Source organism: Streptomyces sp. NPDC031265 (assembly GCF_055570295.1).
This window is the reverse complement of the sequence record NZ_JBVIHM010000015.1, coordinates 114,603-137,281: the sequence shown is the minus strand read 5'-3', so window position 1 is coordinate 137,281 and position 22,679 is coordinate 114,603. Positions and strand designations below refer to the sequence as shown.

General features: G+C 71.7%; 18 protein-coding genes and 1 pseudogene. 16 read left to right on the top strand and 3 right to left on the bottom strand.

Annotation, left to right across the window (positions count from 1 at the left end):
* The first annotated feature begins 41 nt into the window (after window positions 1-41).
* Window positions 42-1,325 (top strand): polysaccharide deacetylase family protein, encoded by a 1,284-nt coding sequence (locus ACZ499_RS23265; RefSeq protein WP_468677552.1) that lies wholly within the window; start codon window positions 42-44, stop codon window positions 1,323-1,325.
* Between the two features lie 27 nt (window positions 1,326-1,352).
* On the opposite strand, the gene ACZ499_RS23260 is transcribed toward ACZ499_RS23265, so the two are convergent.
* Window positions 1,353-2,339, bottom strand: coding sequence for an ATP-binding protein (locus ACZ499_RS23260; RefSeq protein ID WP_468677551.1), 987 nt, complete (start codon window positions 2,337-2,339; stop codon window positions 1,353-1,355).
* Between the two features lie 102 nt (window positions 2,340-2,441).
* Between ACZ499_RS23260 and ACZ499_RS23255 the strand changes: the two genes are divergently transcribed.
* Window positions 2,442-3,269, top strand: a complete 828-nt coding sequence (locus ACZ499_RS23255; RefSeq protein WP_468677549.1) for a Fic family protein — start codon at window positions 2,442-2,444, stop codon at window positions 3,267-3,269.
* A gap of 404 nt (window positions 3,270-3,673) precedes the next feature.
* Here ACZ499_RS23255 and ACZ499_RS23250 read toward each other — a convergent pair whose 3' ends face one another.
* A complete protein-coding gene (locus ACZ499_RS23250; RefSeq protein WP_385538486.1) occupies window positions 3,674-4,510 on the bottom strand; it encodes an HAD family hydrolase in 837 nt (278 codons plus the stop codon).
* 458 nt (window positions 4,511-4,968) lie between these two features.
* On the opposite strand from ACZ499_RS23250, the gene ssd reads away from it, so the two are divergent.
* The 7 genes and pseudogenes from ssd to ACZ499_RS23215 form a co-directional block, all read left to right on the top strand.
* Window positions 4,969-6,060: a septum site-determining protein Ssd gene (gene ssd / locus ACZ499_RS23245; RefSeq protein ID WP_468677548.1), complete on the top strand. Its 1,092-nt coding sequence runs from the start codon at window positions 4,969-4,971 to the stop codon at window positions 6,058-6,060.
* A gap of 80 nt (window positions 6,061-6,140) precedes the next feature.
* Window positions 6,141-7,334, top strand: a complete 1,194-nt coding sequence (locus ACZ499_RS23240) for a TadA family conjugal transfer-associated ATPase (RefSeq protein ID WP_385538528.1) — start codon at window positions 6,141-6,143, stop codon at window positions 7,332-7,334.
* Window positions 7,335-7,366: 32 nt separating this feature from the next.
* The gene (locus tag ACZ499_RS23235; RefSeq protein ID WP_468677633.1) at window positions 7,367-8,209 is read left to right on the top strand and encodes a type II secretion system F family protein; all 843 of its coding nucleotides are present in this window, start codon (window positions 7,367-7,369) and stop codon (window positions 8,207-8,209) included.
* A 68-nt stretch (window positions 8,210-8,277) separates the two neighbouring features.
* Window positions 8,278-9,141 carry a type II secretion system F family protein gene (locus ACZ499_RS23230; protein ID WP_468677546.1) on the top strand — a complete coding sequence of 288 codons (864 nt, stop codon included), beginning with the start codon at window positions 8,278-8,280 and terminating at the stop codon, window positions 9,139-9,141.
* 155 nt (window positions 9,142-9,296) lie between these two features.
* A complete protein-coding gene (locus tag ACZ499_RS23225; RefSeq protein WP_385823540.1) occupies window positions 9,297-9,434 on the top strand; it encodes a DUF4244 domain-containing protein in 138 nt (45 codons plus the stop codon).
* A 91-nt stretch (window positions 9,435-9,525) separates the two neighbouring features.
* Window positions 9,526-9,903: a TadE family type IV pilus minor pilin gene (locus tag ACZ499_RS23220; protein WP_385823542.1), complete on the top strand. Its 378-nt coding sequence runs from the start codon at window positions 9,526-9,528 to the stop codon at window positions 9,901-9,903.
* Window positions 9,900-10,199: pseudogene (locus ACZ499_RS23215) on the top strand (Rv3654c family TadE-like protein); the annotation flags it as partial. The gene ACZ499_RS23220 and the pseudogene ACZ499_RS23215, both read left to right, overlap by 4 nt.
* Before the next feature lie 40 nt (window positions 10,200-10,239).
* On the opposite strand, the gene ACZ499_RS23210 reads toward ACZ499_RS23215, so the two are convergent.
* Window positions 10,240-12,825 (bottom strand): DEAD/DEAH box helicase, encoded by a 2,586-nt coding sequence (locus ACZ499_RS23210; RefSeq protein ID WP_468677544.1) that lies wholly within the window; start codon window positions 12,823-12,825, stop codon window positions 10,240-10,242.
* Between the two features lie 79 nt (window positions 12,826-12,904).
* Here ACZ499_RS23210 and ACZ499_RS23205 point away from each other — a divergent pair, with 79 nt between their 5' ends.
* The 7 genes from ACZ499_RS23205 (at window position 12,905) to topA (ending at window position 22,558) form a co-directional block, all read left to right on the top strand.
* Entirely contained in the window at window positions 12,905-13,258 is a 354-nt protein-coding gene (locus ACZ499_RS23205) for an STAS domain-containing protein (RefSeq protein WP_053728100.1), read from the top strand.
* A gap of 85 nt (window positions 13,259-13,343) precedes the next feature.
* Window positions 13,344-13,787 (top strand): ATP-binding protein, encoded by a 444-nt coding sequence (locus ACZ499_RS23200; RefSeq protein WP_385538507.1) that lies wholly within the window; start codon window positions 13,344-13,346, stop codon window positions 13,785-13,787.
* A gap of 250 nt (window positions 13,788-14,037) precedes the next feature.
* On the top strand, window positions 14,038-16,431 hold the full coding sequence (locus ACZ499_RS23195; protein ID WP_468677541.1) for a sodium-translocating pyrophosphatase: 2,394 nt from the start codon (window positions 14,038-14,040) through the stop codon (window positions 16,429-16,431).
* Window positions 16,432-16,620: 189 nt separating this feature from the next.
* On the top strand, window positions 16,621-17,355 hold the full coding sequence (locus tag ACZ499_RS23190) for a small secreted protein (RefSeq protein ID WP_468677539.1): 735 nt from the start codon (window positions 16,621-16,623) through the stop codon (window positions 17,353-17,355).
* Window positions 17,356-17,467: 112 nt separating this feature from the next.
* Window positions 17,468-18,991, top strand: a complete 1,524-nt coding sequence (locus ACZ499_RS23185) for a DUF7059 domain-containing protein (protein ID WP_468677537.1) — start codon at window positions 17,468-17,470, stop codon at window positions 18,989-18,991.
* Between the two features lie 300 nt (window positions 18,992-19,291).
* Window positions 19,292-19,507, top strand: coding sequence for a hypothetical protein (locus ACZ499_RS23180; RefSeq protein WP_468677536.1), 216 nt, complete (start codon window positions 19,292-19,294; stop codon window positions 19,505-19,507).
* 249 nt (window positions 19,508-19,756) lie between these two features.
* On the top strand, window positions 19,757-22,558 hold the full coding sequence (gene topA / locus ACZ499_RS23175; protein WP_468677535.1) for a type I DNA topoisomerase: 2,802 nt from the start codon (window positions 19,757-19,759) through the stop codon (window positions 22,556-22,558).
* The last annotated feature ends 121 nt before the right edge of the window (window positions 22,559-22,679 follow it).

The following is a 22,679-nucleotide window of genomic DNA, read 5'->3' as shown; positions in this document are numbered from 1 at the left end:
GATCTTCGGATCTGCTGATCTGCGAGGAAGAGGGTGGGCGGATGATGGCCGCCACGAAGAGGATCGCCACCGGGGCCGTCGTCGCCGCGCTGATCGCGGGTGTCGCCGGATGTTCGGTGGGCAACGGGACCAAGGCGGCCGCGCCCGGCCCCGGAGCGGTCGGCGCCGCCGCCCCCAAGCAGGCCGTGCGCCTGATCGGCGACGGATCCACCGCGTTCACCGGACTCCAGCCCCATCTGCTGAAGCCGCGCAAGCTGGCGCCCGGTCAGCAGCCGCCGCAGTTCGTGGTGTTCTCCTGGGACGGTGCGGGCGAGGACAGCCAGCAGCTGTTCTCCCACTTCCGCGAGGTGGGCAAGAAGTACAACGCGACGATGACGTACTTCCTCAGCGGCGTGTACATGCTCCCGGAGGAGAAGCGCGAGCGATACACCGCGCCCAAGCATTCTCCGGGCAGCAGTGACATCGGGTTCAACGATCTCAAGGGCATCAAGGACACGGTCACCCAGTTGCGCGGTGCGTGGCAGGAGGGCAACGAGGTCGGCACCCACTTCAACGGCCACTTCTGCGGGAACGACGGCGGCGTCGGCACCTGGTCGGTGGACGAGTGGAAGAGCGAGATCGCGCAGGCCAAGTCGTTCGTGAAGAACTGGAAGTCCAACTCCGGGCTCACGGCGGAGGCGCCGCTTCCGTTCGACTACGACAAGGAGCTCATCGGCGGCCGCACGCCCTGCCTGGAGGGCCGCAAGAACTTCGTGCAGGCGGCCGGCCAGCTCGGCTGGCGCTATGACACCAGCGGCGTCAACGACCAGGTGTGGCCGAAGAAGAACGACAACGGCATCTGGGACCTGTCCATGCAGCTGGTCCCGGTTCCGGGCCGCGCCTTCCAGACGCTGTCCATGGACTACAACTTCTACATGAACCAGTCGGGCGCGGTGACGGGCGAGGCCGGCCAGCACGAGTACTGGGGAAACCAGATGCGCGACGGCCTGCTCCAGGCCTTCGACCGCTCTTACAAGGGCAACCGCGCGCCGCTGATCATCGGCAACCATTTCGAGTCCTGGAACGGCGGCACGTATATGCGGGCCATCGAGGACACGATCAAGACGGTCTGCGTCAAGCGCGAGGTGCACTGCGTGTCATTCCGCCAGCTCGCCGACTGGCTGGACGCGCAGGACCCGTCGACACTCGACAAGTTCCGTCGGCTGAAGGTCGGAGAGGCCCCGAAGGGCGGCTGGACGGCCTTCCTGGCCGCCCAGCCCGCCGTGTCGATCCAGCCGGCCAAGCCGCTCCCGCAGCCCGGCCTCAAGCAGGCCACCGCAGGCTGACGCCTACCGTCGGCCGCGCTCGCGAGGTCAGCTCGGCTGCGGAACCGCGAGTTCCTCCTGCAGTACGAAGACGGGGTCGACCTGGGCCGCCAGGTCGGCGCCCGTCTTCGCGTTCCCCCAGCTCTGCGCGTTCTTCAGATGGAAGTGGACCATCTGGCGGGTATACCGCTCCCAGTCACGCGCCTCGTACGAGTCGTCCGCCGCGTCCTGCAGGGCCTGGAGGGCGAGCCGGTTGTCGGCCTCCAGGAGCTCGAAGCGCGGCGGGCGCCCCTTCTCCATCGCGCGCACCCAGTCGGAGTGGCCGACCGTGACCAGCAGATCCTCGCCGACCTCGGCCCGCAGGAAGTCCAGGTCGTCCTGGCCCTGCACCTTGTTGCCGACGACCTTCAGGGAGACCCCGAAGTCCCGTGCGTACTCCTTGTACTGGCGGTAGACCGACACGCCCTTGCGGGTCGGCTCGGCCACCAGGAACGTCATGTCGAAGCGCGTGAACATGCCGGAGGCGAACGAGTCCGACCCGGCCGTCATGTCGACGACCACGTACTCGTCCGGCCCGTCCACCAGGTGGTTCAGGCACAGCTCCACCGCCCCGACCTTCGAGTGGTAGCAGGCCACGCCCAGGTCGGACTCGTTGAACGTGCCGGTCGCCATCAGCCGGATGTCCCCGTCGTCGAGCACCACCCGCCGCGCGCACGCCTCGTACACCGGATTCGACTCGCGGATCCGCAGCAGCCGTGAGCCCCGGCCCGGCGGGGTCGTCTTGATCATCGTCTCGGCGGAGGCGATCCGGGGGTTGGTGCCGCGCAGATACTCCTTGATCAGCGGCAGCTGAGCGCCCAGCGCGGGCAGCGCGGCGGCCTCCGCCTCGTCGAGCCCGAGCGCGGCCCCCAGATGCTGGTTGATGTCGGCGTCGACCGCGAGTACGGCGGCCTCGTTGGCGGTGAGGTGGCGGATGAAGAGCGAGGACAACGTGGTCTTGCCGCTGCCGCCCTTGCCTACGAAAGCGATCTTCATGTTCACCAACAGTAATCGTGCGACAACGCAATGTAGGGGTGGCGAGTGAAGAAGACCACTCGAAGGTGGGGTGTGGGCCACGGACGCGTAGCCTCGCTACTTATGAGTACGAACGCCTCGTCGGCCCCCGATCCGCTTGTCGCCCTGGGCTCGCTGCCGGGTGTCCCGGACGCCGTGGACTCCGTACGCAAAGCCGTCGACCGGGTCTACGGGCACCGCGTCATGCGGCGGCGCAGCAACGAGATCACTTCGGAGGCGGCGCTGCGCGGGGCGCGCGGCAGCGCGGCGCTCTCCGGCGCCGACTGGGCGCTGGAGGAGGTGCGGCGGCGCAGTGACTTCGGCTCGGAGGCCGAGGCGCGCACGGTCGGCGCGGCCCTGCGGCTGACTGCCGAGGCCGGCCAACTGCTCTCCATCTGGCGGCAGTCGCCGCTGCGGGTGCTCGCCCGGCTGCACCTGGTCGCGGCCGCCGACTCCGCCGACACGGTGGGCCGGCCCCGTCAGCACGGCGAGCCGGTGGACGAGCCGCTGATCGAGCTGGCGCTGCCGGACGCGGACGAGGTGGCGGGCCGCCTGGAAGGGCTCTCCCAGCTGATCATCGCGGGCTCCTCGGCCCCGGCGCTCGTCACGGCCGCGGTGGTGCACGGCGAACTGCTCGCCCTGCGTCCGTTCGGCTCGTACAACGGCCTTGTGGCGCGGGCCGCCGAGCGCATCGTGCTGATCGGCAGTGGTCTCGACCCGAAGTCGATCTGCCCGGCCGAGGTCGGCCATGCGGAGCAAGGGCGCGCGGCGTACGCGGCGGCGCTGGACGGCTACGCCTCGGCGACACCGGAGGGCGTGGCGGCCTGGATCGCCCACTGCGGGCGCTCGATCGAACTCGGTGTACGGGAGTCGACGGCCGTCTGCGAGGCGCTTCAGCGCGGAGCGGCGTAGGCGGCACGGCGCTGGATGCTCGACGGCAGGAGGCCGGAAGGCGGGGCGCCGGAAAAGGGTTGCGGCGGTACCGGATCGGTACCGCCGCTGGCATGTTCACCGTGTTACCAAGCGTCCTCGAATGTTGCCCATCAGGTCGGGATCTTCTGCCCGTCCCTGGTGCGGCTGGCCCGTAATCGACGGGTCGACGTCGCGTGGGTGCTCGATGTCCATGCTCGGTCCGTGGGGCCGTGTTGCGTAGAAGGTGATCCTCTCGGATGTCCCAGGTCTCGCGGGCCGTTGCCTTATTTGTACTCCAGGCTGGGGTGAAGCGGAACCCCTGACTGCACTTCTTTACTTTTAGGTTCAAACAGGGCAGAACGGGCAGCGCTGTTCGGAGGGCCCTCGGGCCCGGTGTCCCTCGGTCAGCTCGCGGCTGCGGCGCGCCGCCGGCTCGCGTACCAGACGAGCCCGGCCGTGGCCGCCGCGGCGCCCACGGCTGCCGCCGCGACCAGTGCCGGACGGGGCGGCATGGAGAGCGCGGGCAGCCGCTGCTTGAGTCGGACAGGCCGGTTGAAGACGAGAACCGGCCAATCTCGGATGGCCGCTTCGCGCCGGAGTGCCCGATCCGGGTTGACCGCGAAGGGGTGGCCCACAGCCTCCAGCATCGGGACGTCGGTCGCCGAGTCGCTGTACGCGTAGCAGCGGGCCAGGTCGTAGCCCTCGGAAGCGGCGAGCTCCTTGACGGCCTCCGCCTTGGTGGGGCCGTAGGCGTAGTACTCGACGTCGCCCGTGAAGCAGCCGTCGGGGCCCACGACCATCCGGGTGGCCACCACGCGGTCCGCCCCGAGCAGCTCGCCGATCGGCTCGACCACCTCGGCGCCCGAGGTCGAGACGATCACGACGTCGCGGCCCGCGGTGTGGTGCTCCTCGATGAGGGAGGCGGCCTCGTCGTAGATGATCGGGTCGATCAGATCGTGGAGCGTCTCGGCGACGATCTCCTTCACCTGCTGGACGTTCCAGCCCTTGCAGAGCGCCGACAGATACTGGCGCATCCGCTCCATCTGATCATGATCAGCGCCGCCCGCGAGGAACACGAACTGTGCGTAGGCCGTACGCAGCACGGCCCTGCGGTTGATGAGTCCCCCTTGATAGAAGGACTTGCTGAACGTGAGAGTCGACGACTTGGCAATGACTGTCTTGTCCAAGTCGAAGAAGGCGGCGGTCCGCGGCAAGGAGTGGTTTTCCACGAAGGCGAGCATAGGCGCCCACCATTCGGCGTACGCTGGGGCGTGTGGGTTTGCCTGAGAAGGCTCTCGGGTACACCATGGAAGTCACGGATCGTTCGCGACCGTGCTAACCCGGTCCGGCTCCTCCCCCCCCGAGTCGGCCGGAAAGACGACCCCCGCTCTCCCCCCCGGCGGGGGTCGTCGCATGTCCGGATGCATTTTCGGGCCTCGCACACGATCCTTCCCCCTCCCTCGGGCCATATCGGCTCCTCCCCTCTGCCTGTCCAGACTCGTCACCGAGCGTAACGGTTCCGGTGCGCTCCGGAAGTCACCGGTATAGGTGAGCGGAATATTCACAACGGGCGAGTTGTCCACAGCTTTTGACCAAGATCCACTTAATTTCCGGAACCGCTCCACCGTGATTCCAGTTCGCGAGATCCGCGGACGCCAGGAATCGCAGTGAGAGGGGGGCGGAGATCGTGGACGGACCCATGGCTTCCGAACGGTCGACGGGTGCTCAGGGGCGGCGCGCGGGGCCGCTGATCGTCACCGAGGACGAGGCGTTGCTCGACGATCTGCTGCGGCTGTGCGCCGCCGCCGGAGCCGAGCCCGAGGTGCACCACTCGGTGCCCGAGCGCCGGTCCGGCTGGGAGAGCGCACCGCTGATCCTCGTCGGGGACGACGCGGCCGCCCGGGTGCGCGGCGCCGCGCGAAGGCGCGGAGTGCTGCTCGTCGGGCGGGACCAGGACGACCCCGGGGTGTGGCAGCGCGCGGTGGAGATCGGCGCCGACCACGTACTGCGGCTGCCCGACGCGGAGCAGTGGCTGGTCGACCGGATCGCGGACGCGGCGGAGGGCGTGGGCCGCCAGGCGCTCACCGTCGGAGTCGTCGGCGGGCGCGGCGGAGCCGGTGCGTCGACGCTGGCCTGCGCCCTGGCGGTGACCGCGGCGAGGGCCGGCCGGCGCACCATGCTCATCGACGGCGACCCCTTGGGAGGCGGCCTCGACGTGCTGCTCGGGGGCGAACAGGCCGAGGGCAGACGATGGCCGGATTTCGCCGCTTCTCGTGGCCGGGTCGCCGGAGGTGCGCTGGAGGAGTCGCTTCCGCATCTGCACGCGCTGCGCGTGCTCAGCTGGGACCGGGGCGACTCGGTGGCGATCCCGGCGGAGGCGATGCGAGCGGTCCTCGCGGCCGCGCGCAGACGCGGCGGTGTCGTGGTCGTCGACCTGCCGAGGCGTGTGGACGACGCGGTGGCGGAGGCACTCGCCCAGCTCGACCTGGGTCTGCTGGTCGTCCCCGCCGAACTGCGGGCGGTCGCGGCGGCCAACAGAGTCGCCTCCTCGGTCGGCATGGTGCTGCGGGATCTGCGAGCGGTGGTGCGCGGTCCGTACGCGGCGGGGCTCGACGAGCAGTGGGTGGCGGCCGCCCTGGGGCTTCCACTGGCCGGTGAACTCCCGGTGGAGTACGGCCTGCTGGAGGCCCAGGAGAAGGGGGCCCCACCGGGCAGCGAAGTGCGCGGCCCTCTCTCCCGCTTCTGCACGGCCTTCTGGGAGCAGGCGCTGATGGGGGGTGCGGTCGCATGAGTACGGGGCAGGTGCGTACGGGTGGCATGAGTGCGGGGCGTGTGGATACGGGGCGCATGAGCGCGGGGACGGGAGCGGGGATGCCTCCGGGCGGTGCGCCGGGTGGGCCGGGTGCGGCCGGGGCGTCGCCGAGGCCGCTGCTCGATGCGGTGCGCCAACAACTCGCGGAGAGCGGGGCAGAGCCGACGCCGGCCCGGGTCGCGGCGGCGCTGCGGGCCCAGGGGCGGCTCCTGGGCGACGCGGAAGTCCTCGGCGGCGCGGAGGAGTTGCGCTCCGAGCTGGTCGGCACGGGCCCGTTGGAGCCGCTGCTCGCCGATCCCGCGGTGACGGACGTCCTGGTGTCGGCCCCGGACCGGGTCTGGGTGGACCGGGGCGCCGGGCTCGAACTCACCGGCGTCCGCTTCAGCGACACGGCCGCGGTACGCCGACTGGCCCAGCGGCTGGCGGCGGTCGCCGGGCGGCGCCTGGACGACGCCCGGCCCTGGGTGGACGCCCGGTTGCCGGACGGGACCCGGATGCACGCGGTGCTGGCGCCGGTCGCGGTCGGGGCGGACTGTCTGTCGCTGCGGGTGGTGCGGCCGAGGGCGTTCTCGCTGGACGAACTGGTCGCGGCCGGGACGGTTCCGCCGGGCGGGGACGGGGTGCTGCGGGCGCTCATCGGCGCCCGGGTCTCGTTCCTGGTGAGCGGTGGCACGGGCACTGGCAAGACGACCCTGCTCTCGACGCTCCTCGGCCTCGTCCCGGAGTGCGAGCGGATCGTCCTGGCCGAGGACTCGGCCGAGTTGAGGCCCGACCATCCCCATGTGGTGCGGCTGGAGTCACGGCCCGCCAACCAGGAGGGCGCGGGCCTGGTGACCCTGCGGGACCTGGTGCGTCAGGCCTTGCGCATGCGGCCGGACCGGCTGGTCGTGGGCGAGGTGCGCGGCGCCGAGGTCACCGACCTGCTGGCCGCGCTCAACACCGGTCACGAGGGCGGTTGCGGCACGGTGCACGCCAATACGGCCGCGGACGTCCCCGCCCGTCTGGAGGCCCTGGGCACGGCGGCCGGGCTCGACCGGGCGGCCCTGCACAGCCAGGTGGCGGCGGCGCTTTCGGTGGTGCTCCATCTCGTACGGGACAGGGCTGGGCGGCGCCGGGTCGCCGAGGTCCGGGTCCTTGAACGGGACGCGGCGGGGCTGGTGGTGGCCGTCCCGGCGCTGCGCTGGGGCATGGGCGGCTTCGTCCAGGAGCGCGGCTGGGAACGGCTGCGGGTGCTGCTCGGGGGTGCGTGGTGACGGCCTGGACGGCGCCGGGCCCGCCCGGGCTGATGACCCCGGCCTCGGCGGCGGCCGTGTGCGCGTTCGCGGCGGCCTGGCTCTCGGTGGGGCGGGAGCAGGGGCTGGGCAGGGCACGGCTGATCGTCGCGGGAGGAGCGGTGGAGCGCGAGGAGCCGCCGTGGGGGCGGCTCTGGAGGCGGTTGCGCGCCAAGGCGCGGCCGGAGTGGCTGTGTCTGCCGGTCGCGGTGATCGTGGCGGTGCTGGCGGGCTCGGTACTGCCGCTGGCCGCCGGGGCGGTGGCGGTGCCGCTGGTGGGGCGGCGGCTGCGGGCCCGTGAGCGGGAGCGGGCGAAGTGGCGCCGGGGCGACGAGGTCGTCACGTGGTGCGGGGCGGTCGCCGGGGAGCTGCGGGCGGGACGCCAGCCCGGCCAGGCGCTGACGCTGGCCACCCGGGACACGGAGGCGCTGGGCAGCGCCGAACCGCGGGTGCTGGCGGCGGCACGGTTCGGCGGCGATGTGCCCGGGGCCCTGCGGGAGGCGGCCCGTGAGCCGGGCGCGGAAGGGCTGGCGGGAGTGGCCGCGTGCTGGCAGGTGGCGGTCGACGGCGGCGCGGGCCTCGCGGCAGGCCTGGAGCGCCTGGAGGCGGCGCTGCGGGCCGAGCGGGACCAACGGGAGGAGCTGAGGGCCCAGTTGACCGGGCCGCGCACAACGGCCGCCCTGCTGGCTCTGCTGCCGGTCCTCGGCCTCCTGCTCGGCACGGCTATGGGCGCCAGCCCCCTGCGCGTGCTGCTGCACACCCCGGCCGGGTTCGGCTGCCTGGCGCTCGCCGGGGCGCTGGAGGCGGCGGGGCTGTACTGGACGGCGCGGATCACCCGGGCGGGGGAAAGGTGGTGAGCGGGCAGCTCGGACTCGGGGGCGCGGGCGAGGAGGTACTCCGAGATGTTTTCCACAGGCTGGGGGTGATGGCGGCGATCGCGGCCCTTGTCCTGTGGACAGGGCTGGAGTTCTCGCGTCGTCGACGGGAGCGGGTGGTGCGGCGGCGGGTCGTGGACCTGCTCGCGGCGGTGGATGTGGGGGCGGAGGCGTGGGTGGTGCCCGCGCGGCGTGATGGGGCGAGGGCCTGGCTGCCGAGCACCCGGTCACCAGGCACCCAGTCGCCAGGCACTTGGCCGCCGGGTACCTGGTCACCGGTCGCCCGGCTGGCGGGCGGTGGCGCGGCGCGCGGGTCGCTCGTACGGGCCTGGGCCGGGCCGTTGGGGGTGCTGGCCGCCGCATACGTGCTGATCGGCGGGGTGTCCGGAGCCGTGGCGGGGCTGGCGGCGGCGTACGGGGCCGGGCGCTGGGCCCGCCGCCGGAAGCCGCAGCGGGCAAGCCCCGGGGCCGAGGCGGTGGACCCGGAGCTGCCGCTCGCGGCCGATCTGCTGGCCGCCTGTCTGTCGGCCGGAGCGGGACCGCGCGAGGCGGCCGGAGCCGTGGGGGAGTCGCTGGACGGCCCGGTCGGGCGGCGGCTGGCCCAGATCGCCGGAGAACTGCGGCTGGGCGGCGAACCGGCCGAGGCGTGGGGGAGGTTGGGGGCGATACCGGGCGCGGCGGGGCTGGCCCGGTGCCTGGAGCGGGCCGCCTCCTCTGGGGCGCCCGCTGCGGGCCCGGTAGGACGGGTGGCCGAGCGCTGCCGAGCCGAGCGGGCACGGACGACGGCCGCCCGGGCCCGGCGGGCGGGCGTACTGATCACGGGGCCGCTGGGGCTCTGCTTCCTGCCCGCGTTCCTGGCCGCCGGAGTGGCGCCGGTGGTGATCGGACTGGCGGGCGGGCTGCTCAAGCACTGATCGGCGGGCCGGCAGTGCGGGCCTCCAGCTCGCCCGAACAGCGCAATGGCTCAACAGCTCAACAGCAGGACTCACAGCAGGACCACATGGGGGTTGGGATGAAGACATGGATGCGGTGCGTCGCACGTCGGGTGCGGATGCACGGAGATGCCGGGATGACGACCAGTGAGTACGCGGTCGGAACGATCGCTGCGTGCGGCTTCGCGGCGGTGCTCTACAAGGTGGTGACGAGCGAGGCCGTTTCGTCGGCGCTTCAGTCGCTGGTGGAGAGGGCGCTCAATGTGCAGTTCTGAGGGCGGCGGTTCCGGGCCGGGCGGCGATCCGTCCGGGCGGGACCGTGGGCCGGGGAGAGGCCGACGGCTGCGCGGTCGGTGGCGTCGGCCCATGGGGCGGGCACTCGGGGCTGACCGGGGCTTTGTGACGGCCGAGGCGGCTGTGGTGATACCAACGCTGGCTGCGTTCGCTCTGGCCCTGCTGTGGGGGCTGATGGCGGCCGCCGCGAAGATCGAGTGCCTGGACGCGGCTCGGGCGGGGGCCCGGGCGGCCGCGCGGTCCGAGGCAGAGCAGTCGGTGCTGGCCGCCGCCCGCTCGGCGGCCCCGGCCGGGGCGCGGGTCGCGCTCCGGCGGGACGGCGACCTGTGGCGCGTGCGCGTGGAGGCTCCTGCCCCGGGGCCCCGCGCCCTGGCCCTGACGCTGAGCGGGGACGCGGCCGCGCTGGCGGAGGACACGGTGGGGGAGCCCATGGTGGGGGAGGAGCGATGAGGCCGAGGGTGCGTGCTGGCCTCGCAGAAGGCCTTCGCGCCCGGGACCGGGGCTCGGCGTCCGCCTGGGTGGCGGTGGCCGCCTCCGCCCTCTGTGTGGTGTTCGCGGCCGTCCTCGCCCTCGGGCAGGTCGTGGCGGCCCGGCACCGGGCGGGCGGTGCGGCGGACATGGCCGCGCTGGCGGCGGCCGACCGGGCGCTGTGGGGGACAGCCGAGGCCTGCGCCGGGGCGGCCCGGGTCGCCGGGGCGCAGGGCGGCGAGGTGGTGCGGTGCACGGTGACCGGGGAGATCGCCGACGTGACCGTACGGGCGAGGTTCGGCCCGTACGCCCCGGAGGTCAGGTCCCGGGCGGGCCCGGCGGCTCCTCCTCCGTACCGCTTCCTGCCGATGCTCCCGGGGCGGGAGCAGCCCCACGGCCCCGGGCCGCGGGGGTCTCAGGCGCCGCCGGGGCTTCCTGGCCCGGCGCCTCCGGCGCCCCTCGCAGCAGTTCCGTGAGGAGGCGGACCGCACCCCGTTTGTGGAGCGGGTCGTTGCCGTTGCCGCACTTGGGGGACTGGACGCAGGACGGGCAGCCCGCCTCGCACTCGCAGGAGGCGATGGCCTCGCGGGTAGCGGTCAGCCACTCCCGCGCGGTGTGGAAGGCGCGCTCCGCGAACCCGGCGCCGCCCGGGTGGCCGTCGTACACGAAGACCGTGGGCAGCAGGGTGTCCGGGTGCAGCGGGACCGAGACGCCGCCGATGTCCCAGCGGTCGCACGTGGCGAAGAGCGGCAGCATGCCGATGGAGGCGTGCTCGGCGGCGTGCAGGGCGCCTCCGAGGATCTCCGGGTTGATCCGGGCGGCGTCGAGCTGGTCCTCGGTGACCGTCCACCACACGGCCCGGGTGCGCAGGGTGCGGGGCGGCAGGTCCAGCTTGGACTCGCCGAGCACCTCGCCGGTGATGAGTTTGCGGCGCAGGAAGGAGACGACCTGGTTGGTGACCTCGACGGAGCCGTAGCAGAGGCGGCCGGCTCCCCAGGCGATCTCGGTGTCGGTTTCGAGTACGGAGATGGAGGTGGTGTCCCGGGCGACGGTCGAATAGGGCGGGCTGGCCTCCTCGACGAGGGCGACAGGGCCGTCGGGGTCGTCCAGGTCCAGACGCTTCACCAGGTACGTACGGCCCTGGTGGAGGTGGACGGCGCCGTCGTGGACGGCGGTGTGGGCGGCGGACGCGTCGACCGTGCCGAGCAGCCGTCCCGTCGACGCCTCGACGATCTGGACCGGGCGGCCTCCCCCGCCCCGGATGTCGGCGAGGTCGGCCGCCCGCTCGCGGCGGGTCCAGTGCCAGCCCGACGCCCGGCGCCGGAGCAGCTTCGCGGCCTCCAGCTGCGGCATCAGCCCGGGGCTCGCCGGGCCGAAGAGCTCAAGGTCGGCCTCGGTGAGCGGCAGCTCGGCGGCGGCGGCGCACAGGTGCGGGGCGAGGACGTAGGGGTTGTCCGGGTCGAGCACGGTCGACTCGACGGGCTGCTGGAACAGCGCCTCGGGGTGGTGGACGAGGTAGGTGTCCAGCGGGTCGTCCCGGGCGACCAGGATCGCCAGCGCGCCCTCGCCCGACCGCCCGGCCCGCCCCGCCTGCTGCCACAGCGAGGCCCGGGTGCCGGGGTAGCCGGAGATGATCACGGCGTCCAGGCCCGACACGTCGATGCCGAGCTCCAGGGCGGAGGTGGCGGCGAGTCCGAGCAGCTCGCCCGAGTGCAGGGCCTGCTCCAGGGCCCGGCGCTCCTCGGGGAGGTAGCCGCCCCGGTAGGCGGCGACGCGGCGGGCGAGGGTGCGGTCCACCTCGGCCAGCCGTTCCTGGGCGATCACGGCGACGAGCTCGGCGCCGCGCCGGGAGCGGACGAAGGCGACCGTGCGGACGCCCTGGACGGCCAGGTCGGTGAGGAGGTCGGCGGTCTCGGCGGTGGCGGTGCGGCGGACGGGGGCGCCCTTCTCGCCGTGGAGGTCGGTGAGCGGCGGCTCCCACAGGGCGAAGACCAGTTCGCCGCGCGGGGAGGCGTCGTCGGCGATCTCGACGACGGGCAGGCCGGTCAGCCGGTGGGCGGCCACGGACGGCTCTGCCGACGTGGCGGAGGCGAGGAGGAAGACGGGGTTCGCACCGTAGCGGGCGCACAGACGGCGCAGGCGTCGCAGGACCTGGGCGACGTGGGAGCCGAAGACGCCCCGGTAGGTGTGGCACTCGTCGATGACGACATAGCGCAGCGCGCGCAGGAAGGAGGACCACCTGGGGTGGGCGGGGAGTATGCCCCGGTGCAGCATGTCCGGATTGGTGAGGACGTAGTTGGCGTACTGGCGCACCCATTCGCGTTCCTCGACCGGTGTGTCGCCGTCGTAGACGGCGGGCCGGATCGCGTTGCCCAGGGGCTGGGCGAGGGCCTTCACCGAGCGGCGCTGGTCGGCCGCCAGGGCCTTGGTGGGGGCCAGGTAGAGGGCGGTGGCGCCGCGTCCGTTCGGGGCCTCGGAGCCGTCCAGGAGCGTGCTGAGGACCGGCGCGAGGTAGGCCAGGGACTTGCCGGAGGCGGTTCCCGTGGCGATCACGACGGACTCGCCGTCCAGGGCGTGCTCGGCGGCGGCCGCCTGGTGCGCCCAGGGGTGCTCGACGCCGGCACGCTGAATGGCGTTGATCACTTCCGGGCGGATGCGGTGCGGCCAGACTGCATGGCGGCCCTCACGTGGGGGCAAGTGCTCCGTATGAGTGATGCGCGCAGCCCGGTCCGCTCCCGAGGCGAGCCGGTGCAGGACCATGCCGGGGTCGGGTCGTTCACCCGTGCCCTTGGCGGGTGTTCTGGGGCGGAGATTCCTGGCCATCGGCACCGAGTGTGTCACTGGCGTGAAGGACAATGGGCCCAAGGCGTCGTGCATGGCTGCTGGTAAGTGATTGAATGCCATCGCGGCTGGCGATCCGTTCTCTGGCTCCGCCGGGGAGACTCAGGGGGCGGCCGCTCGATAGCAAGGTGCTGGAGGATCCGTGGACCTGTCCCTGTCGACTCGCAATGTGTCCGGCCCTGGTGGCGACCGTACGGTCGTCGAGGTCGGTGGCGAGATTGATGTGTATACCGCGCCCAAGCTGCGCGAGCAGTTGGTCGAGTTGGTGAACGACGGCAGCTACCACCTGGTTGTCGACATGGAGGGCGTGGACTTCCTCGACTCCACCGGCCTCGGCGTGCTCGTGGGCGGACTCAAGCGTGTCCGTGCCCATGAGGGCTCCCTGCGGCTGGTCTGCAACCAGGAGCGCATTCTGAAGATCTTCCGGATCACCGGGCTCACCAAGGTGTTCCCGATCCACGGCTCGGTCGACGAAGCCGTCAACGCCACTGACTGACGGCTCCGGAGGAAGGACAGGGGCACCGGGCTCTTCACGGCCCGGGGCCCCTGAGAAGCACGCCCGTACGTCCGAGGGGGATCGCATGGCCACCGTTGAACTCCGCTTCAGCGCCCAGCCCGAACACGTCCGGACGGCCCGCCTGGTGGCGGCCGCCGTGGCGCGCCGAGCCGGGGTGGACGAGGCGGTTCTCGACGAGGTCAGGCTCGCCGTCGGTGAGGCGTGCAGCCGTGCTGTGGGGCTGCACCGTGCGTACGGGGTGACGGCGCCGGTGCGCGTCGCGCTGACCGAGGAGGAGAAGTCGTTCTCCATCGAGGTCGGGGACGAGGTGCCCGGTCCGGGTTCCGGGGGTGCCGCGCCGGGTGTGCGCGGCGCCACGGCCGAGGACGAGCCGGACGACGGCGGAGAGGACGGGATGGGCCTCGCGGTCATCAGCGGCCTCGTCGACGACGTGGAGGTCACTTCGGACGAGTCCGGCGGTGTCATCCGCATGACCTGGCCGATCACCGGGGCGACCGCCGAGCCCTGACCGACCTCTCGACCCTCCGCTGTACAGGCCCTGCTGAGCAGGGCCTTTTTCATTTTTGGCGATTATTCTCTAGATCGTTGATCAGCCGTCAATGCTTTTGCCCCATTACCGCTTTCGGGGGCCTTTTCGTGGCGCGATCATTTGCTGAGTAGCAACTGAAGGTCAATTCCGCTAACCGCGCCCTGTTTTGATCGTGTTCCGCTCCCTACAATCCGTCCACATCTTGGGATCCGAACGTCAAGGAGGACGAATGGCGGGGCTCTTCAACCCACAAGAACTCGATCACCCCACTTCACTCGCGGCCGCGGTACTGACCGACGGCAACCGGCTGATCGTGATCGTCATCGCGGCGGTGGCCATCGCGGCCCTGATCGTCGCCCAGCTGCTGGTCCGCCAGGTTCTGGCGGCCGGCGAGGGCACCGACTCGATGAAGGAGATCGCGGCGGCCGTCCAAGAAGGAGCGAATGCCTATCTGGCCCGGCAGTTGCGCACCCTCGGCGGCTTCGCCGTCGTGGTGTTCTTCCTGCTCTTCCTGCTGCCGGCCGACAACTGGTCGCAGCGCGCGGGAAGGTCGGCCTTCTTCCTGATCGGCGCGCTCTTCTCGGCGACGACCGGTTACATCGGCATGCGACTGGCCGTACGCGCGAATGTGCGCGTGGCGGCCGCTGCCCGCGAGGCGACCCCTGCGGAAGGCGAACCCGAAAAAGATCTCACGGCCGTCTCGCACAAAGCCATGAAGATCGCTTTCCGTACGGGCGGCGTGGTCGGCATGTTCACGGTGGGCCTCGGCCTGCTGGGTGCCTCCTGCGTCGTCCTGGTCTACGCCGCGGACGCCCCCAAGGTGCTGGAGGGCTTCGGCCTCGGCGCCGCGCTGATCGCCATGTTCATGCGTGTCGGCGGCGGCATCTTCACCAAGGCGGCGGACGTCGGCGCCGACCTCGTCGGCAAGGTGGAACAAGGCATTCCGGAGGATGACCCGAGGAACGCCGCCACCATCGCCGACAACGTCGGCGACAACGTCGGCGACTGCGCGGGCATGGCGGCGGACCTCTTCGAGTCCTACGCCGTGACCCTGGTCGCCGCACTGATCCTCGGCAAGGCGGCCTTCGGCGACGCGGGCCTCGCCTTCCCGCTGATCGTCCCGGCGATCGGCGTGGTCACCGCGATGATCGGTATCTTCGCGGTCGCCCCGCGGCGCGCCGACCGCAGCGGGATGTCCGCCATCAACCGGGGCTTCTTCATCTCCGCGCTGATCTCCCTCACCCTGGTGGCGGTGGCGGTCTTCATCTATCTGCCGTCCACGTACGCAGAGTTGGACGGGGTCACCGACGCCTCCATCAAGACGCACGGCGGCGACCCGCGGATCCTGGCGCTGCTCGCGGTGGCCATCGGCATCGTGCTCGCCGCTGTCATCCAGCAGCTGACCGGATACTTCACCGAGACCACCCGGCGTCCCGTCCGCGACATCGGCAAGTCGTCGCTGACGGGCCCCGCGACGGTCGTCCTGGCCGGTATCTCCATCGGTCTGGAGTCCGCCGTCTACACGGCCCTGCTGATCGGTCTGAGCGTCTACGGGGCCTTCCTGCTCGGCGGTACGTCGATCATGCTCGCCCTGTTCGCGGTGGCGCTGGCCGGCACGGGTCTGCTCACCACGGTCGGCGTGATCGTCGCCATGGACACCTTCGGCCCGGTCTCCGACAACGCGCAGGGCATCGCCGAGATGTCCGGCGACGTCCAGGGCGCCGGTGCCCAGGTCCTCACCGACCTGGACGCCGTCGGCAACACCACCAAGGCCATCACCAAGGGCATCGCCATCGCCACCGCGGTCCTCGCGGCGGCGGCGCTCTACGGCTCGTACCGCGACGCCATCGCCACCGCGGTGAACGACGTGGGCGCCAAGTCCAGCGAGATGACCCTCAGCATGGACATCTCACAGCCCAACAACCTCGTGGGCCTGATGCTGGGCGCGGCGGTCGTCTTCCTGTTCTCGGGTCTCGCGATCAACGCGGTGTCCCGGTCGGCGGGCGCGGTGGTCTTCGAGGTGCGGCGGCAGTTCCGCGAGCACCCCGGGATCATGGACTACAGCGAGAAGCCGGAGTACGGCCGAGTCGTCGACATCTGTACGAAGGACGCCCTTCGGGAGCTGGCAACCCCCGGCCTGCTCGCGGTGCTGGCGCCCATCGCGGTCGGCTTCACGTTCGGCGTCGGCGCGCTCGGCTCGTATCTGGCGGGCGCGATCGGCACCGGCACGCTGATGGCCGTCTTCCTCGCCAACTCCGGTGGCGCGTGGGACAACGCCAAGAAGCTGGTCGAGGACGGCAACTTCGGCGGCAAGGGCAGTGAGGCCCATGCCGCCACCGTCATCGGCGACACGGTGGGCGACCCGTTCAAGGACACCGCGGGCCCGGCCATCAACCCGCTCCTGAAGGTGATGAACCTGGTGGCGCTGCTCATCGCGCCCGCAGTGGTCAAGTTCAGTTACGGGGCGGACGCCAGCCCCGCGGTGCGCACGGTCGTGGCGGTGCTGTCCACGGCCGTCATCGTCGGCGCGGTGTACGTCTCCAAGCGGCGCGGAGTGGCGGTGGGCGACGAGGGAAACCACGAGATGTCCGCCAAGTCGCCTGACCCTGCGGTCGTTTCCTAGCAGCAGTACGACAAAGGCGGGCGGGCAGTGCGGATTGACGCACCGTCCGCCCGTCGCTTTGTGGTCGTGAGCCTTCTCTCCCTTGGTGCAAATGGCTCCAAAAGCGAGCAGATCCGGCGTAGGGCACGCGGTTGTCGCCCACTTGGCGTGTATGTTCCGGGGCCGAGAGCCTTGGAAGGGACCGATCCGGTGAACAAGAAGCTTGCGGCCGCACTGTCCGGCGGCGCGGTACTGGTGCTCGCACTGTCGGGTTGCAGCAGCGACGACTCGGACAAGAAGGTGAACGACTGGGCCAAGACCTTCTGCGACCAGGCCCAGCCGCAGATCAAGAAGATCACTGACGCCAACGCCGCCATCGAGAAGCAGACGGCCGATGAGAGCAAGCCGGTTGACGTCCAGAAGACGGACTCGGCTGCCTTCCAGCAGATCTCGGACGCGTACAAGTCGCTTGCCGACAGCCTCAACAAGGCCGGTGTCCCGCCCGTCAAGGACGGCGACAAGACCCAGGAAGAGGCCGCCAAGGAGCTGACGGCGTCCTCCACCTCGTACGCCAATCTCAAGAAGAAGGTCGACGCGCTCGACACCGGCGACCAGGCGAAGTTCGCCGACGGCCTCAAGGGTGTCGCCGACCAGCTGAACACCATCAGCAAGAGCAGCGACGACGCTCTCAAGAAGCTGGAGTCCGGCGACCTCGGCAAGGCGATGCAGAAGCAGCCCGGCTGCCAGAAGCAGACCGCCACCGCGCCCTCCTCGGCGTCGCCCGCCGCCGGCGGCGATGCCTCCAAGCAGACGTCCCCCTCGGGCCCCGCCTCGCAGGGGGCGCAGCCCTCGGAGTCCGCGAAGCCGTCGGAGTCCGGCAAGCCCTCGGAGTCGGTGAAGCCGTCCGACTCGGCCAATCCGTCGTCCTCGGCGAGCGGCGAGTAGCCCCTGCTCCGTAGGGGCCCCGCCGCCGCGCGCGGCCGCCCCTCGCACGGCCCGGACCCATGTGGGTGCCGGGCCGTGGGTGTTTGTCAGTGCCAGCCGCCACAATGGCCGGGTGAGTACGACCAGTGTTTCCGCCAGTCCGCCCGCCGGCCTGCCCGTGCCCGACCGCGCCGCCCGGCTCCGCGACGCCCTGCTCGCGGCCGACTTCACCGCCGACGGCCTGCTCGACCTGCTCGGCGCGCCCGCCTATGCCGCGCTGGCCCGCAGCGAGACCGTGCCCGCCCTGCGGGCCACCCGCGGCGGCTCCCCGCTCGACACGCTCGTACGGCTGTTCCTGCTCCAGCAGCCCGTCGCGTACGAGCGCGCCAGAGCGGCTCTGCCGGGCGACGAGGCCCTGGAGGACGGCTGGCTCACCCGTACGGGCGACGAGGTGCGCGCCGCGGTTGACGTGCGTCCGTACGGCGGCCCGGAGGGACAGGACTGGTTCATCGTCTCCGACCTCGGCTGCGCCGTCGGCGGGGCGAGCGGCGCGAGCGGCCGCGACGAGGGGATGGTCCTGGGGGTCGGCGGCGCGTCCACCACGCTCGCCGGGCTCACCGTCCGCACCCCGGTGGCCTCCGCCCTGGACCTCGGCACCGGCTCCGGCATCCAGGCGCTGCACGCGGCGCAGCACGCGACCCGGGTCACCGCCACCGACCTCAACCCCCGCGCGCTCGCCTTCACCCGCCTCACCCTCGCCCTGTCCGGCGCGCCCGAGGCGGAGCTGCGCGAGGGCTCGCTCTACGAACCGGTGGACTCCGAGACGTACGACCTGATCGTGTCCAACCCGCCGTTCGTCATCTCGCCGGGCGCCCGGCTGACGTACCGGGACGGCGGCATGGGCGGGGACGATCTGTGCCGCACGCTAGTTCAGCAGGCGGGAGCCCGGCTGAACGAAGGGGGATACGCGCAGTTCCTCGCCAACTGGCAGCACGTGGACGGCGAGGAGTGGCAGGAGCGGCTGCGCTCGTGGGTGCCGCGTGGCTGCGACGCCTGGATCGTGCAGCGCGAGGTCCAAGACGTCACCCAGTACGCGGAGCTGTGGCTGCGGGACGCCGGGGACCACCACACCGGCCCCGGGGCCTACGCGGAGCGGTACGAGGCGTGGCTCGACGAGTTCGAGGCGCGCAAGACCAAGGCGATCGGCTTCGGCTGGATCACGCTGCACAAGTCGGGGGCCGAGCAGCCGTCGATCACCGTCGAGGAGTGGCCGCACCCGGTCGAGCAGCCGCTCGGCGAGACCATCCGGGCTCACTTCGCCCGGCAGGAGTATCTGCGTACGCACGACGACGCGGCTCTGCTCACCGACCGGTTCCGGCTCGCCGTGGAGGTGGTGCAGGAGCAGGTCGGGCTGCCGGGCGCCGAGGACCCGGAGCACGTGGTGCTGCGGCAGAACCGGGGCATGCGCCGGGCCACCACGGTGGACACGGTCGGCGCGGGTTTCGCGGGCGTCTGCGACGGCCAGTTGGACGCGGGCCGGATCCTGGACGCCATCGCGCAGCTGATCGGTGAGGACCCGGTCCAGCTGCGCGACCGCACCCCGGAGTCGATCCGGATGCTGGTCGGCCAGGGCTTCCTGGAGCCGGTCGGCGAGTGACCCGTGCGCCCCGGCGCCGCCGCCGGGGGCTGTGCGTGAAGGGACCGCGTACGACAGGTGAGGTAGGGGCGCTCCCGCATGCGGCGGGGGCGGTCCGGCGGGAGATGCCGGGGCCGGGGAGGGAAAACAAGGGGGTGAATTCGGCCAACCCCACCGCACATCCCGCCCCGCTCACCTCACCTGCCCCACCCAGCGCCCTCGCCTCAACACGCCCGTCCTCCCGTCGCTGGGCCGGATGGGGGTGTGGCCGTTCACCTGGAGTTCGCCGGGACTCCTCCCGCGAGTGCCAGGATCCGCGCCATGAACGGGATGGGTGGGGCGGAGGCCGGTCCGGCCGTGTTCGCGGGGACGGTTTTCGTACTGTTCGGGGGCGCGCTGCTGCTGTGGACGGGGGTGCGCGTGCGGCACCGGGCGCCAGTGGCGGACGGGGCGGGGCTCGTGGTCCCGGCGGCGCTGGCCACCTTCTTCGGCGCGGTCTTCCTGTTCGCCGGGGTGTGGTGCTTCACACGCCTGTGAGCCCCGGCGGCCCCGTGGCGCCGCGCCGCGCCGGTCGGGCTCGTGCCCGGGTCTCCGCTGGGACGAAACGCTTTTCAGAACGTTCTGGGACGGTCCAGGCGGCAGACTCGCCTTAAGTCGGGTTACCGTTCGAGTGGCCGCTGCGGGCTTTTGCTGTTTGACACGGGGGCGGGTTGTACCGTCACACTCCGCAGCGACCGTACAGCTCGTACGTGCCACCCGAGTGCCGACCCGGAGAGAAGAGCGAAGTTGTCCCCGACCAGCGAGACCGCAAAGGGCGGCCGCCGCCGACTCGTCATCGTCGAGTCTCCTGCCAAGGCGAAGACGATCAAGGGCTACCTCGGCCCCGGTTATGTCGTCGAGGCGAGTGTCGGGCACATCCGCGACCTGCCGAACGGCGCCGCCGAGGTGCCCGACAAGTACACCGGCGAGGTGCGCCGCCTCGGCGTGGACGTCGAACACGACTTCCAGCCCATCTACGTCGTCAACGCCGACAAGAAGGCCCAGGTCAGGAAGCTCAAGGAGCTTCTGGCCGAGTCCGACGAACTCTTCCTCGCCACCGATGAGGACCGCGAGGGCGAAGCCATCGCGTGGCACCTGCAGGAAGTCCTGAAGCCCAAGGTCCCCGTCCACCGGATGGTCTTCCACGAGATCACCAAGGACGCCATCCAGGACGCCGTCGCCAACCCGCGCGAGCTCAACCAGCGCATGGTCGACGCCCAGGAGACCCGCCGCATCCTCGACCGCCTCTACGGCTACGAGGTCTCGCCGGTCCTGTGGAAGAAGGTCATGCCGAGGCTCTCGGCGGGCCGCGTCCAGTCGGTGGCGACCCGGCTCGTGGTCGAGCGGGAACGCGAGCGCATCGCTTTTCGTTCTGCTGAGTACTGGGACCTGACCGGGACGTTCTCCACCGGCCGGGCGGGCGACGCCTCCGACCCGTCCTCGCTGGTGGCACGGCTCGCGGCGGTCGACGGCCGCCGGGTGGCACAGGGCCGCGACTTCGGTCCCGACGGAAAACTGAAGAGCGACGTCCTCCACCTCGACGAGGCGAACGCCCGAGCGCTGGCGGCCGCCCTCGCCGACTCGGCTTTCGCCGTCCGCTCGGTGGAGTCCAAGCCGTACCGCCGCTCGCCGTACGCCCCGTTCCGTACGACGACCCTCCAGCAGGAGGCCTCCCGCAAGCTCGGCTTCGGGGCCAAGGCCACCATGCAGGTCGCCCAGAAGCTGTACGAGAACGGCTTCATCACCTATATGCGTACGGACTCCACCACGCTCTCCGAGACCGCGGTCTCGGCGGCCCGTGCGCAGGTCACGCAGCTGTACGGTGCCGACTACCTCCCGGAGAAGCCGCGTACGTACGCCGGGAAGGTCAAGAACGCGCAGGAGGCGCACGAGGCGATCCGCCCGTCGGGTGATCGTTTCCGCACTCCGGCGGAGACCGGTCTGACCGGCGACCAGTTCCGGCTCTACGAGCTGATCTGGAAGCGGACGGTCGCGTCCCAGATGAAGGACGCGGTCGGCAACTCCGTCACCGTGAAGATCGCGGGCCGGGCGAGCGACGGGCGGGACGCGGAGTTCACCGCGTCCGGCAAGACGATCACCTTCCACGGCTTCATGAAGGCCTACGTCGAGGGCGCGGACGACCCGAACGCGGAGCTGGACGACCGCGAGCGGCGCCTGCCCCAGGTCGCCGAGGGCGACGCGCTGTCGGCCGAGGAGATCACCGCGGACGGCCACGCGACCAAGCCACCGGCCCGGTACACCGAGGCCTCGCTGGTCAAGGAGCTGGAAGAGCGCGAGATCGGCCGTCCCTCGACGTACGCGTCGATCATCGGCACGATCCTCGACCGCGGCTACGTCTTCAAGAAGGGCACGGCGCTGGTCCCGTCGTTCCTGAGCTTCGCCGTGGTCAACCTGCTGGAGAAGCACTTCGGCCGGCTCGTCGACTACGACTTCACCGCCCGCATGGAGGACGACCTCGACCGCATCGCGCGGGGCGAGGCCAAGTCGGTGCCGTGGCTGAAGCGCTTCTACTTCGGCAAGGGCGAGGCCGGTGCGGCCTCCGACGCCGGGAACGGCGACGGGGACCACCTCGGCGGTCTGAAGGAGCTGGTCACGGACCTCGGCGCGATCGACGCGCGCGAGATCTCCTCGTTCCCCGTGGGGAACGGGATCGTGCTCCGGGTCGGCCGCTACGGGCCGTACATCGAGCGCGGTGAGAAGGACGCCGAGGGCCACCAGCGCGCCGACGTGCAGGAGGACCTGGCGCCCGACGAGCTGACGGTGGAGCACGCGGAGGAGCTGCTGGCCAAGCCGAGCGGTGACTTCGAGCTGGGCATGGACCCGGTGAGCGGCAACCAGATCGTGGCGAAGGACGGCCGGTACGGGCCGTATGTCACCGAGATCCTGCCGGAGGGCACGCCGAAGACGGGCAAGAACGCGGTGAAGCCGCGGACTGCCTCGCTCTTCAAGTCGATGGCCCTGGACACGGTGACGCTCGACGACGCCCTGAAGCTGATGTCGCTGCCGCGCGTGGTGGGCGCCGACGCCGAGGGCGTCGAGATCACCGCGCAGAACGGGCGCTACGGGCCGTACCTGAAGAAGGGCACGGACTCGCGTTCGCTGGAGTCGGAGGACCAGCTCTTCTCCATCACCCTGGAGGAGGCGCTGGCGATCTACGCGCAGCCCAAGGCGCGTGGCCGTGCGGCCGCCAAGCCGCCGCTCAAGGAGCTCGGCACCGACCCGGTCAGTGAGAAGCCGGTCGTGGTGAAGGACGGACGCTTCGGCCCGTACGTCACGGACGGCGAGACCAACGCGACCCTGCGGACCGACGACAGCGTGGAGACGATCACGCCGGAGCGCGGCTACGAGCTGCTCGCCGAGAAGCGCGCCAAGGGCCCCGCCAAGAAGACGGCGAAGAAGGCTCCGGCCAAGAAGGCGCCCGCCAAGAAGACCGCGGCGAAGAAGACCGCCGCCAAGAAGACGGCGGCCACCGCGAAGAAGGCTCCGGCCAAGAAGACGGCCGCGAAGAAGACGGCTGCGGCCGAATAGACGCCGCATAGACGCTGTACGGGCCCGGGGGGGGGGGGGGGGGGGGGGGGGGGGGGGGGGGGGGGGGGGGGAAGGGGGGGGGGGGGGGGGGGGGGGGGGGCGGGTAGCAGAGGCGTGTGGG

What these genes read in the sequence shown, in the direction of transcription:
- ACZ499_RS23200 (WP_385538507.1), top strand. Translation starts at nt 13,344, where the DNA reads ATGGCCACCGTTGAACTCCGCTTCAGCGCCCAGCCCGAACACGTCCGG.
- ACZ499_RS23210 (WP_468677544.1), bottom strand. Translation starts at nt 12,825, where the DNA reads ATGGCATTCAATCACTTACCAGCAGCCATGCACGACGCCTTGGGCCCA.
- ACZ499_RS23265 (WP_468677552.1), top strand. Translation starts at nt 42, where the DNA reads ATGATGGCCGCCACGAAGAGGATCGCCACCGGGGCCGTCGTCGCCGCG.
- ACZ499_RS23260 (WP_468677551.1), bottom strand. Translation starts at nt 2,339, where the DNA reads ATGAAGATCGCTTTCGTAGGCAAGGGCGGCAGCGGCAAGACCACGTTG.
- ACZ499_RS23195 (WP_468677541.1), top strand. Translation starts at nt 14,038, where the DNA reads ATGGCGGGGCTCTTCAACCCACAAGAACTCGATCACCCCACTTCACTC.
- ACZ499_RS23240 (WP_385538528.1), top strand. Translation starts at nt 6,141, where the DNA reads ATGCCTCCGGGCGGTGCGCCGGGTGGGCCGGGTGCGGCCGGGGCGTCG.
- ACZ499_RS23220 (WP_385823542.1), top strand. Translation starts at nt 9,526, where the DNA reads ATGGGGCGGGCACTCGGGGCTGACCGGGGCTTTGTGACGGCCGAGGCG.
- ACZ499_RS23225 (WP_385823540.1), top strand. Translation starts at nt 9,297, where the DNA reads ATGACGACCAGTGAGTACGCGGTCGGAACGATCGCTGCGTGCGGCTTC.
- ACZ499_RS23235 (WP_468677633.1), top strand. Translation starts at nt 7,367, where the DNA reads ATGACCCCGGCCTCGGCGGCGGCCGTGTGCGCGTTCGCGGCGGCCTGG.
- ACZ499_RS23180 (WP_468677536.1), top strand. Translation starts at nt 19,292, where the DNA reads ATGAACGGGATGGGTGGGGCGGAGGCCGGTCCGGCCGTGTTCGCGGGG.
- ACZ499_RS23250 (WP_385538486.1), bottom strand. Translation starts at nt 4,510, where the DNA reads ATGCTCGCCTTCGTGGAAAACCACTCCTTGCCGCGGACCGCCGCCTTC.
- ACZ499_RS23230 (WP_468677546.1), top strand. Translation starts at nt 8,278, where the DNA reads ATGGCGGCGATCGCGGCCCTTGTCCTGTGGACAGGGCTGGAGTTCTCG.
- ssd (WP_468677548.1), top strand. Translation starts at nt 4,969, where the DNA reads ATGGCTTCCGAACGGTCGACGGGTGCTCAGGGGCGGCGCGCGGGGCCG.
- ACZ499_RS23255 (WP_468677549.1), top strand. Translation starts at nt 2,442, where the DNA reads ATGAGTACGAACGCCTCGTCGGCCCCCGATCCGCTTGTCGCCCTGGGC.